Below are 12,860 nucleotides of genomic sequence, written 5' to 3'. Positions count from 1 at the left end.
AACTGTGAATGAAAAAACAAAGGATATATTAAAAAATATCGGGAAAGTAGTTAGTGGTATCATATCAGTATTGGCAATTTTGATATGTTTTAGTATTAAATGGATGCTTGAAACCTGGGCAAATCTTACAATGGATGAATTAGTATACCATCTCAATTCACCTTTGGAAGGTACTAATTCAGATATGATATGGCAATATGTATTTAAATGTATCGTGCCAACAATTATAATCATAATGGTAATAACTGCTATCATGATTATTTTTAAGAAAAAGAAGAAGAGAACAGGATACATATGTATTGTTGTGTTGATTGCTTCAGTTACAATTCTGGTTTTATACGGATATACAGCTTGGAAAAAGTTGGATATTGGTGATTACATGTCCGGTCAAAGTGAAATATCTTCTTTTATTGATGATAATTATGTGGATCCTAAAGAAGTTACACTTACATTCCCTGAGAAAAAAAGAAATCTCATATATATATTTTTAGAATCCATGGAGACTGCTTATTCAGATGAAGATAATGGAGGAGCTTTTGAAAAAGATGTGATTCCAGAGCTTACGGAAATAGCGCAGGAGAATGAGGAATTTTCAGGAAAGGACAATAAACTTAATGGCGGGTATTCAATGCCGGGAACAACATGGACTATGGGAGCTATGTTTGCGCAAACGTCAGGATTGCCATTAAAAATATCTATCAGTGCGAATGAGATGGATACTCAGGACAATTTTTTTCCGGGTATTACTACTATTGGCGATATTTTGAGTGATGCAGGATATTCACAGACTTTATTACTGGGTTCCAATGCTACGTTTGGTGGACGAAAACTCTATTTTTCGGAACATGGCAATTATGACATTATTGATTATAATTATGCTATGGAACAGGGGTGGCTTTCTACAGAAGAATATCCAGTATGGTGGGGATATGATGATCAGAAGTTGTTCGAATTTGCAAAGAATCGCCTTGGTGAACTTGCGACGCAGAATGAACCGTTTAACTTGACTATGCTAACAGTTGACACACATTTTGAAGATGGGTATGTATGTGACAAATGTGATGACAGATTTGGGAACAATCAATATGCTAATGTAATGGCGTGTTCAAGTAAACAGGTGGCGGAATTTGTTGAATGGGTTCAACAACAGGACTTTTATGAAAATACAACAATTGTAATATCTGGTGATCATCCAACAATGGATAGTGATTTTTGTGAAGATGTAGATGAAAGTTATATAAGAAAAGTATATACAGCATACATTAATGGTGGAAAATCTGAATTGTCGAACGCCAGAAATTATACGACAATGGATGCTTTTCCAACAACATTAGCTGCAATAGGGGTAGAAATAGAAGGTAATCGTTTGGGCTTAGGTACTAATTTGTTTTCATCGGAACAGACACTTACTGAGCGATTTGGTATAGAAAAAGAAGAAAAAGAATTAAATAAACAATCAGAGTTGATGACACAATTGGCTGACATTGACGAGTCTAGTGAAGTACTGTTAGTTAGAGAAGGAAAGATACCTACGGGTGAGGTAGTAATAGGAGAATACCAACGCCAAACAGGAACTATACCACTTACGGTACAACAGATAACTGGTGGAGAGAATATACAATCAATTTTAGTGGCCGTATGGACAAATGATGATCAAAGTGATTTGCAGTGGATTGAATTACAAATGAATGAAGACAGTAATTATACTACGGAGATAAATATGGGAAATTTCGGCTTTATTCCTGGGGATTATAATATACATGTATATGCAATTACAGGAGATGGTGAACAATATTTTATGGGAGGTGGACTAGAACACGTAGAATAATAATAAAAGAATGCTATTTAAAGAGTATGAGGAGGTCAAAGATGAAAAAGAGAGTAAAAGGAATACTGTTAGCTACGTTTTTAGTATGTTTTAGTTGCTCATTTGTGTCATATGGAATGGAACAAAAAGCTGTAGAAAACATCGAAAATGAGGAATCAACCGATGGCGAGCTGAAGATTGAGAAACAGATGAATAATCAGGAAGTGATTATACCTGAAGTCGAAAATGAAACAGAAACAATGCCAACTCATGTTGGATGGTATGTAAATGAAAATGGAGATACATACTATTATAATCAGGATGGATCATTGTACTATGGATGGCGATACGAAAGTGGCAAATGGTATTATCTTGATGGAACGAATGTAGATAACCCAGGAAGCATGGCTGCAGATACTATTGTTAAAGTAGGAACACAGTATTATTGCTTTAATAAAGATGGTGTTATGCAATCAATGGGTTGGATATTGCGCCCAGAAGGTTGGTATTATGCGAATGCAGATGGAAGCCTGGTGTTGGGATGGAGAAATATTAATGGAGTGTGGTATTATTTAGACGGAAATAACACAGGACATCCAGGACTGATGGCAGACAATTGCGTAAAAAATATAGGAGGAAGTAATTTCTATTTTGCAGCCGGAGGAGCAATGCGAACAGGCTGGTTGTTATATCCGGAAGGCTGGTATTATGCAGATGGAAGCGGAGCACAGGCAATCGGATGGAGATATATCAATGGTGTATGGTACTATCTAGATGAAAATGACACAGAACATCCAGGACTGATGGTAGACAATTGCGTAAAAAATATAGGAGGAAGTAATTTCTATTTTGCAGCCGGAGGGGCAATGCGAACAGGCTGGTTGCTATATCCGGAAGGCTGGTATTATGCAGATGGAAGTGGAGCACAGGCAATCGGATGGAGATACATCAATGGTGCTTGGTATTATTTAAATGGTGACAATGCAGAATATCCGGGATTGATGGTAGATAATTGCATATTTGAAATCGGCGGAAATACATATAAGTTTAAATCCGGCGGAGCAATGTATAAAGGATGGTATTATGATGGAGATAATTGGTATTATTATGATCATTCTGGCTTAATGGCTTCTGGATGGCGTGCAATTAATGGCTACTGGTACTTTATGGATCCAGATAATGATAATAAGATGATTAATTGTGGATGGAAATTATTTGGAAATTATTGGTACTTTTTCCATAATAGCGGAGCAATGGCAACAAACTGGCTTGCGGTAGGAGGAAATTGGTATTTTCTATCCAGTGATGGCGCGATGAAAACGGGATGGCAGAATGTTGGTGGTACTTGGTACTATATGTATACCGCAAATGATTCCCACGGCGGTTCGGAAGGTGTGATGGCGAGAAATTGTTATATAGATGGATATTATCTTGGTGCAAATGGAGCAATGTTATCACCAGAAGCAGCTAGATTGGTGTTGCGTGCACAGCCGTATAGTAGTAGAACAGGATATCTAATACTTGTGGATCGGGCAGCATGTCGAACAACTATTTTTGCAGGAAGTGCTGGAGCATGGAATCTGCTTTATGATTGGCAGTGCGCACCGGGCAAACCATCTACTCCAACAGTAGGAGGCGAATTTACGGTGGGATCAAAGGGATATTATTTTGATTCAGGAAATGCAAGATGTTATTGGTATACGCAGTTTTATGGAGATTATCTGTTCCATAGTGTATTATATAGCAAATATAATGGTCGACTTATGGATGGTCGTGTTGGTATGCAGTTATCTCATGGTTGTGTAAGATTACCTATCGAGAAAGCTAAATGGATATATGATAATATTCCAACCGGAACAAAAGTAGTAGTGTTTTAAGTCTATATAGAAAGAGAGGTAGATGACATTGGCGATTCTGCCTTTCTTTTTGGTTGCGAGTATTGTAAGAATAAAGTATAATAGCGAAGTAACATAGCGTTTAAAACAAAGGGGAGAAGACAATGAAAAACCTTAACAAAATGATAGCGGTGCTTTTGGCAGTAGTGATGTTTTGCTTAATGCCAGTGGCGGATATAACTGCTATGGCAGAAGAAATATCAGATACAGCCATCACGGAAAATGACAGCTATCAGACGGAGAAGAGTGAAATAGAAGAAAATGTGGAAGCAGATTCAGGTCAAGATGAATCAGAGATTGAAGAAGTAGAAAGTCAAGAGACGGTAACGGATGGACTACTGAATTATGTGGGAATTGATAAACCATATCTGACATCTCCTGATACGCAAAAAATTGTAGTTTCATATGGAGATGGGACAGAAGCTATATCAGAAGCAAGAATTGTATATCAAAGAGCAGATGGAACAATTTTTGAAGATGCTATGTCTTCCAGACAGGAAGAATTATTTTTGTTTGAACATTCATTTTCAAGTGAGAGTAAAGGAACATATACTTTACTTCAATTTGTGTATGTAGAAAATGGCGTGGAGCAGACAATTGAATTACAGGATATAGGTATAGGAGCTATGTTTGGCGTTGATGAAGAGTATCCTGGTTACAATTCAGATTCCTCGGATATGATTTCGCAAGAAGAAATTGATGCATCTGTAGTAAGCATGGCTTCAGACGAGATAGATACAGCACAGGAAGATATTACAGATGCAATTGACAATACGGAAGAAAATGATGGGATTGCTACATATAGTCTAGATGAACAGACCAAAAGTGGAAATGTAGTAGTAGTATTGGATCCGGGTCACGGTGGAACAGATAGTGGAGCACTTGGAAATGGATTACAGGAGAAGGATCTCACATTAAAAATTGCAAAATATTGCAAAGAGGAATTAGAGAAGTATTCTGGTGTGACAGTTTATATGACAAGAGAGGATGATAGATACCTGGGAAATAGAGTTGGCGATGCTGCTTCAGATCTCGCTAATCGTGTGAATAAAGCAAAGGAATGGGGAGCAGATCTATTGGTAAGCATTCATATAAATTCTGGTGGAGGTCAGGGGGTTGAAGTATATTATCCAAACAGCAATTATAACGCAACGATTGGAAAGGAGGGGGAAGATTCTGCTCAGAAGATTTTAGATGAATTGTTGAAATTGGGATTGAAAAATCGTGGTATTAAAATTCGCTCGACTGAATATGATACATATCCAGATGGTTCTTTGAGAGATTGGTACGGAATAATTCGACGCAGTAAATTAGCTGGATTTCCGGGAATTATTGTAGAACATGCATTTATTGATAATGAAAGTGATGCCGCCAAATTGAAAGAGGAATCTTTTTTAAAACAATGTGGAGTTGCTGACGCGACAGGTATTGCGAATTATTTTGGATTGTCAAAAGGACAATGGGAGTTGGATGGAAGTCAGTGGAAGTATAGTAATGGAGATGGTACATACAAGACATCGCAGTGGTTATTGTTAAATGGAGTATGGTATTATTTTGATGCGAAAGGCATTATGCAGACAGGTTGGACAAAAGTAGGGGATGCCACATATTATATGGATGCCAGTGGAGCAATGCAGGCAGGTTGGCTGTATTTGGATGATACGTGGTACTATCTTGGATCTAGTGGTGCAAGAGTGGCTGACTGTTGGCAGTGGATTAACAATAAATGCTATTATTTTGATAATGATGGATGTATGGCTGCGAATACTTGGATAGGAGATTCTTATGTAGATACCAGTGGAGCATGGGTGCCAGGAAAACAAAAAGTTGTATCAGGTTGGAAAGTCGTATCTGGGCGATGGAAATATATGGAATCGAACGGAGAATACGTAAAATCCAGATGGCTGTTAGTGGGAAGTACATGGTATCACTTTGATGCAAATGGCTGGATGCAAACAGGATGGTTATTGACAGGGAACACATGGTATTATCTTGAATCCAGTGGCGCAATGATAGCGGGAAGATGGCAATGGATCAATGGGAAATGCTATTATTTTGATAATAATGGATGTATGGCGAGTGATACCTGGATTGGTAATTGGTATGTGGATGCGAACGGCGCATGGATTCCAGATAAACAAAAGCTAACAAATATCATGGGGACTTCTTCAGTGACAGCCTTACAATTATCAAATTTTTATAAAGCGATGAATAAAAAATATCCATCTTATTATTCTCAGAATGATAAAGAAGCTAAGACTATAGAAGACTTCTGTAAGATTTATGTCGAAGAGTGTAAGAATGAAGGTGTAAGAGTAGAAGTTGCATTTGCGCAGGCAATGGTTGAAACAGGATATCTCTCATTTGGCGGAGATGTTGATATATCACAGTATAATTTTGCTGGCATGGGAGCTACTGGAAATGGAGTGAAAGGCAATTCGTTCAGTACAGTTCGTCTTGGTATACGTGCGCAGGTTCAGCATTTGAAATGTTATGCGTCAACAGACAAACTGAATGGAGATCGTGTTGATCCGAGATGGGGAGAGTGGCTTAGAGGTAAAGCACCGTATGTTGAATGGCTTAGTATTCCTAATAATCCATACGGAACAGGATGGGCAGGATCGGCTACATATGCTGAAGTGATAAAGGGTATCATGGAAAATATTAATAAATATAATTAGTTGTAAAGAGACGTTTCTTGCATGACGCAAAGGAATGTCTCTTTTTGATTTATAGTGGAATAGTATGGAAAATTCAAAAAGATATTGATACAATAGCAGTATAGATAATTTATAGGAGAGGAAAGGGAGAAATGATTCAAAAAGTACGAAAGATTTTCATGGGATTCCTAGTATTGACATTATGTGTTCCGATGAACACGGTGTTTGCAGAAGGAACAAATGGACACTCAAAAGAAGTTCAAAGTATATCATTACAGGAGGATTCGCAAAAAGAAGAAAAATCTGAAAATGAAAATTTACAAGTTCCAACAGAATCAGTAACAGGAGAAAATATTGACGATTCGGGAAACGTAGATTTTCCGCAAGAACCGGAGGTTCCATCATCAGAGTGGACAAGGGGATGGAATTTTTATGAAGGAAATTGGTATTATGCCAAAGAAGAGAATACATTATATTTTGGTTGGATTTATCTGAATTCAAAATGGTATTATCTTGATGGGGAAAATGCAGGAATTATGGCTTGTAATGAGATGAAAAAAATAGGTGATAGTTATTATGCATTTGATGGTAGTGGTGCAATGCAGACAGGCTGGGCACTTCGACCGGAAGGCTGGTATTATGCAGATGACAGTGGAGCATGTGCAATTGGTTGGAGATATATCCGAGGAGTATGGTATTATCTTGATGGATTCGATACAGAACATCCTGGATTGATGGCAGATAATTGTACAAGAAACATAGGAGGAAGTAATTTCTACTTTGCAGCCGGCGGAGCAATGCAGACAGGTTGGGTGCTTCGACCAGAAGGCTGGTATTATGCAGATGCGAATGGAGCACAGGCGATTGGCTGGAGATATATTCGAGGAGTATGGTATTATCTTGATGGAGCTGATGCAGAGCATCCTGGATTGATGGCAGATAATTGTACAAGAAACATAGGAGGAAGTAATTTCTACTTTGCAGCTGGTGGAGCAATGCAGACAGGGTGGGTGCTTCGACCAGAAGGCTGGTATTATGCAGATGGCAGTGGAGCACAAGCGATTGGTTGGAGATATGTTCGCGGAATATGGTATTATCTTGATGGAGATAACACAGAGTACCCTGGGTTAATGGCTAACGATAGTTTGAAAGAAATTGCTGGAAATACATATGCATTTGACGATAGTGGTGCGATGCATATAGGCTGGTATTATGATGGAGAAAATTGGTATTATTTTAATCACTCAGGGGCAATTGTGTCTGGCTGGCAAGCTGTCAATGGATACTGGTATTATTTAGATCCGGCAGAGAATAATAAGATGGCAAATAGTGGCTGGAGATTAATTGGTGATAACTGGTATTTCTTCTATGGAAGCGGTGCTATGGCGACTAATTGGCTTGCGTTGAATGGTGAGTGGTATTGGTTTTCCGGTGATGGAGCAATGAAGACAGGCTGGCAGGTTGCTGGTGGTGTCTGGTATTATATGTACACTAAGAATGATACTCATGGCGGTTCAGAAGGTGTCATGGCAAAGAATACAGTAATTGATGGATTTGTAGTACATGAAAATGGAGCGTATATTCGGGCAAAGAATAAATTGGGATGGCAGAATCCGGCTGGCTATCCGCAGGTAAGTTCATTGACTGTTATGCTTCCATCATATTGTACAGGGTATTTTACATACGTTACGCCGTCACGTATTTCAATATATGCATCACGACAGGAATGTGTTGATGCATTTATTGCAAGAGCATATGAATATCTCGGAACAAGATACATTGAGCCATGGTCAAGTTATCCGGGAGACGCAGTTGACTGTTCTGGATTTGTATTACAGTGTTTGTATGCAACTGGAATGGATCTTGGAATTTATAATCCATATAATCATAGATGGATAGCATCACAGACATATAATTCAATGAATTGGTATAATAATAATACTTTTATGCCGGTTAGTACAAATTCTTTGCAACGTGGAGATTTGGTATATTATAGAGGACACGTAGCTATTTATCTTGGAAATGGGCAGATAATTGACTCATGGCCGGGACAGGGAGTGTCTGTAAAACCAATTGGAAGCAGAGGAAGAGTGATTGGTGCAGCAAGACCATATGTATAAATAGTGAAAGGAATGAGTGTGAAAGATAAAAATAAAGTATTAAAGATTATTTTAATGTTTTTTTGCATGAGCGTATTGATTGGAAAAGGAGTAACAGTTTATGCTGAAGAATTCCAATATGCCTATAATGACGTAGCCAGTTATGGTGATGTGACTTTAAAGGTGGAATGGAATGAACCTGAATTAGGACAACCTACAACTTTTCATGTTTCCGCATCTGGTGGCAGTGGGTTATATAAGTTTAATATGGAGGCTCCTAGCTATTCGAATCCAGAAGAAAATTCATATGAATCAGTTGCAGATCCTAGTCGAGGTGAGTGGACTGAATATACAGATGAATGCGATAGCCATGACTATACATTTACAATGACAGCGTCAGGTATTTATAATTTTAGATTTCATGTTATGGATTTGGTATCTGGAGTTACATATTTGCGAACGAATACATATATTCAAGTAAACGATGCAAATTATCCAAGTGTTAATGATGTTATTAATTCAGCTGTTAAACAGTGCAATAGCAAAGGAAATAATTCTGAATATGAAAAAGCGTTATGGCTACATGACTGGTTATTGGAACAGTTGGAGTATGATAATTCATTGAAATGGTCTTCGGCGGAAAGTGCATTAACCAGAGGCCTGGGGACATGTCAAAGTTATGAAAGTGCTTATTCCAAATTGTTATCTGCTATCGGTATTGAAAATTCTGAAGTAAGAGATACCTATGATGGTCATACCTGGAATGCAGTCAAACTAGATGGTGAATGGTATCAAGTGGATTGTACTTGGGATGATTCTAATGAAAACTGGTATGATTTTGATCAAAGACATTTGTATTTTGGACTTACAGATGAATTAATGGCATTGGCTCATCCGGGACACGCAAAAATATATAATGATATGAATTATGGTACGTGTTCTACAAATCTGAAAAATAATTATTTTGTTAGAAGTGGCGATGCGGCAAAATGGATAGAAACATATAGAGATAGAATTGAAACGAAGCTAAATTCTAAAGAGACAAAATTTGTTGTTGATGCGGATAATGCTAATTATCCTCCTAGCATATCAGGAATTCAGAATGGAATCATTGCATATGCGATAAATCAGACAGAATGGTCGCATGATAATACTAAGATTCAATTAACTGCTATAGGTAATGCAACTGGATTTGAGTTTAAAACGACATATGAAGAGCAAAATAATGTTAGTATAACGGGTTGGCAATATATAGGTGATAAATGGTATTATTATGAAGAACTTGGTATGAAACATCCAGGTGTAATGGCAAAAGATTGTGTTATGACAATTGGCGATTCGGAATATTTGTTTGATGCTAATGGATGTATGCTGACTGGTTGGCAGAAACGGCCGGAAGGATGGTACTATACAGATTCAAGCGGTCGAATAAAAAAAGGATGGCAATATATTAGCGGGTCCTGGTATTTCCTGCAGATAAGTGGAGTTATGGCGCAGGAATGGTTGTGTCTAGATAATACTTGGTATTATACGGGAACAGATGGGGCTATGAGAACAGGCTGGCAATATCTGGGAGGTTCTTGGTATTTTCTGCAATCAAATGGAGTTATGGCGCAAAATTGGCTTTATCAAAATGGTACATGGTATTATATGGGAGTAGATGGAGCTATGAAGACCGGTTGGCAACTCGTCGGAAATACTTGGTACTTCCTGCAGTCGAGTGGAGCAATGGCACGCAATTGGATTTATCTGAATGGTAACTGGTATTATCTGGGAGCAGATGGAGCAATGCAGATTGGCTGGCAATATGTTGGAGGAGCTTGGTACTATTTGGAACAAGACGGGCATATGGCTACGGGATGAAAGAAAATAAATAATATCTGGTATTATCTGAATGGTTCAGGTCAAATGTTGACAGGAACGCATAGTATTAATGCAAGTAACTATTATTTTAATCAGAGTGGAGCTATGGCTGAGATAGAATTATCAGATCTGATTGCAGATGCATTAAAACCGGTAGGCAATACATTGTATGTGTGGGGCGGTGGCTGGAACGTACCAGATAATGGCTCTGGTGAGACCGCTTTGCATATGGCGTTTGGCCGGAATGGGAACAGTATTTTCAGAAGAATAAGCAGAATTATTCCTATCGACCGGGACGGACTGCCTGGGAAAATGGACACAGAGAATCCCGTTTTTGGGGTTTGGATTGCTCGGGCTATTTAGGGTGGCTAGTATATAATTCTGTACAGAATGGAAAGATTACAATGGATATGTGGGTGATGCAACGAAGCTAGCTAAATCGTTAGCAGGATATGGTTTTGGAACTGTTTCCACATGTACACCTAACAGTAAGTTTTATCCTGGCGATATTGTCAGTATCAATGGACATTGTTACCTGAGTCTTGGACAGTGTCAGGACGGCAGTGTTCTTCTTCTGCACAGTACACCAAATGGAGGCGTACAGATGAGTGGAACGGTAAATGGAAGTAGCAGTTCACAGGCTTCCAGACTGGCACAATCCTTTATGCAGCAGTATTATCCGGATTGGTGGACGTACTTTGGCAAAGAAGGAAGGCAGGTCGTAAATGCAAAGGTATACTTATACGGAACAAAGCTTACATGGCAGAATGCCGGAGCGGCGTACGATTCACAAGGATTGCAGTGGAAAAGTGCCGATCAGATGGTAGAGTACATAAAACAATATTATAATGATAGGGAAATGTATATGGGTAGCTGAGTCAGCCTACCCCATTGAACTATTGACCATTCATATATTTCTTTGCATCTTTTAGGAAACTGAGAGTAATCAGTACAATTACGGCTCCGATTGGAAAGGCAGCAATGATACTTACCGATTGTAGATTACTCATGGAGCTATCTGAAAATACCAGAGCAATTGGCAACAGAATTAATAATATACACCACATGAATTCAATTAACCGATGCGGGGATTCGTTTTCTCCCAGTTTGTGATAGCTGTAGCAGGCACCTATTAAAGCAATTGAATCAAATGATGTGGCATAAAAGGCAACCATCGTGATAAAAAGCAGTGCGAGAATCAGTGGAGCACATGGAAGAGATTTTACGATAGCAATGATGATTTCATAAAGATCTCCATTCTTCTGATACATGGCCAGATAATCTGCTGCACCGGTGATCTGCTGCTTAAGTGAATAATTGCCAAGAATGATAAAACTAATGATTGTTGATCCGCAGCCAAATACGTATCCGCCTAAGATTGTCTGACGGACTGTTCTGCCACGAGATATATTACCGATAAAGAATGGTGTTGCTACACACCATACCATCCAGTATGCCCAATAGAAGATCGTCCAGTTTTGTGGAAAAGAGGTAGTTCTCTGTGGATCTGTAAACGTTGCCAGTTGGAAGAAGTTCTGGAACATTCGGCCTACAGAAGAAAAACCAGTTTCAATAATGTATTTGGTCTCGCCGCTAAATAAAAGGACAAATGCTAAAAGACCAAAGAATAAATAAATGCACGATTTGGCAAGGAAACTGATTCCTTTAAATCCATGTAAAAGGGAATATGTATACACGGCACATGTCAGTACTAATATTATAATGGTCACAACCGTTCGGTTGATCTGTATATGGAACAGTTCACCAATTACACTTGCCATTAACGGAGTAGCAAGACTGAACGTAGTAGCAGTTCCGGCTAACAGTGCAAATACTGCAAGTAAGTCGATTAACCGTCCAAGAATACCATCGGTATATTTACCAAGGATAGGACGACATGCTTCAGAATACTTCTGACGATCACGTTTGCGTACATGGAGCATAAAGCCGAATGCAACGGCAAGTACAAGATAGAATCCCCATGGAATCAGACTCCAGTGGAAAATAGGGTATGTACTGGCCCAGTCCTGTATGCTTCCTAATTCTGCAATATGCGGATCAGAAGCGTAAAGAATCCATTCTGAAAAAGAATAGAATAAAATGTCAGCGGCTAATCCGGCAGTAAACATCATAGACCCCCAGGCAAAGAAAGAAAATTTAGGCTTTTCATTCGGGGCACCAAGTACGATGTTACCGTATTTGGAACATGCAACATAGATAGAAAGGAGAAAAATACCCAGTCCAATAATTAAGTAATACACACCAAATGTGTCTCCAAGCAGAAATCGTATATTGCTTAGAACGGTATTGGATTGCGTTGGGAAAGAAAAGAATAATACACATAAACCAATAATCATGATTAATGGTAAAAGTGTGATCATCCAGTCGATATTGTGTGGATTTGCGGATTGTTTCTTGTTATTCATTTGTATAAACCACCTTTCTGCGAAAGGCACCAATGCATCATGAAACTAGTGCATTGACCTTTCGCTATCTAATCTGTTTTCCTTCTGATATTATCTTTTTATAAGACTGA

7 protein-coding genes and 1 pseudogene are annotated in these 12,860 nt (G+C 38.6%); 7 read left to right on the top strand and 1 reads right to left on the bottom strand.

The genetic code is table 11. The features are described 5' to 3' along the window. Nucleotides 1-4 precede the first annotated feature (4 nt). From DXA18_RS13985 to DXA18_RS13955, 7 genes and pseudogenes are all read left to right on the top strand, one after another. A complete protein-coding gene (locus tag DXA18_RS13985; RefSeq protein WP_243007142.1) occupies nucleotides 5-1,828 on the top strand; it encodes a GBS Bsp-like repeat-containing protein in 1,824 nt (607 codons plus the stop codon). Between the two features lie 41 nt (nucleotides 1,829-1,869). Further along, nucleotides 1,870-3,684 carry a L,D-transpeptidase family protein gene (locus DXA18_RS13980; RefSeq protein ID WP_158567155.1) on the top strand — a complete coding sequence of 605 codons (1,815 nt, stop codon included), beginning with the start codon at nucleotides 1,870-1,872 and terminating at the stop codon, nucleotides 3,682-3,684. A gap of 122 nt (nucleotides 3,685-3,806) precedes the next feature. Continuing rightward, on the top strand, nucleotides 3,807-6,383 hold the full coding sequence (locus DXA18_RS13975; RefSeq protein WP_118384409.1) for an N-acetylmuramoyl-L-alanine amidase: 2,577 nt from the start codon (nucleotides 3,807-3,809) through the stop codon (nucleotides 6,381-6,383). 131 nt (nucleotides 6,384-6,514) lie between these two features. Continuing rightward, nucleotides 6,515-8,482, top strand: a complete 1,968-nt coding sequence (locus DXA18_RS13970) for an NlpC/P60 family protein (RefSeq protein WP_118384408.1) — start codon at nucleotides 6,515-6,517, stop codon at nucleotides 8,480-8,482. Nucleotides 8,483-8,500: 18 nt separating this feature from the next. Then, a complete protein-coding gene (locus DXA18_RS13965; RefSeq protein ID WP_147345608.1) occupies nucleotides 8,501-10,324 on the top strand; it encodes a transglutaminase domain-containing protein in 1,824 nt (607 codons plus the stop codon). Further along, nucleotides 10,325-10,687, top strand: a pseudogene (locus DXA18_RS13960) (hypothetical protein); the annotation flags it as partial. It abuts the gene before it with no gap. Nucleotides 10,688-10,736: 49 nt separating this feature from the next. Beyond that, on the top strand, nucleotides 10,737-11,201 hold the full coding sequence (locus DXA18_RS13955) for a hypothetical protein (protein ID WP_118384405.1): 465 nt from the start codon (nucleotides 10,737-10,739) through the stop codon (nucleotides 11,199-11,201). 19 nt (nucleotides 11,202-11,220) lie between these two features. Here the strand turns inward: DXA18_RS13955 and DXA18_RS13950 are convergent, their stop codons facing one another. Further along, nucleotides 11,221-12,750, bottom strand: a complete 1,530-nt coding sequence (locus DXA18_RS13950; protein ID WP_199665590.1) for a BCCT family transporter — start codon at nucleotides 12,748-12,750, stop codon at nucleotides 11,221-11,223. Nucleotides 12,751-12,860: the final 110 nt, after the last annotated feature.

The sequence above is a fragment of the Dorea sp. AM58-8 genome (assembly GCF_003464045.1).
GTDB classification, from domain to species: Bacteria; Bacillota; Clostridia; order Lachnospirales; family Lachnospiraceae; genus Claveliimonas; species Claveliimonas ammoniilytica.
Note: the sequence above shows the minus strand (reverse complement) of the source record. Positions and strands in the feature narration are given on the sequence as shown.

Excerpts from the sequence above, each read along its gene's own strand:
- DXA18_RS13980 (WP_158567155.1), top strand. The coding sequence starts at position 1,870 with ATGAAAAAGAGAGTAAAAGGAATACTGTTAGCTACGTTTTTAGTATGT.
- DXA18_RS13975 (WP_118384409.1), top strand. The coding sequence starts at position 3,807 with ATGAAAAACCTTAACAAAATGATAGCGGTGCTTTTGGCAGTAGTGATG.
- DXA18_RS13970 (WP_118384408.1), top strand. The coding sequence starts at position 6,515 with ATGATTCAAAAAGTACGAAAGATTTTCATGGGATTCCTAGTATTGACA.
- DXA18_RS13950 (WP_199665590.1), bottom strand. The coding sequence starts at position 12,750 with ATGAATAACAAGAAACAATCCGCAAATCCACACAATATCGACTGGATG.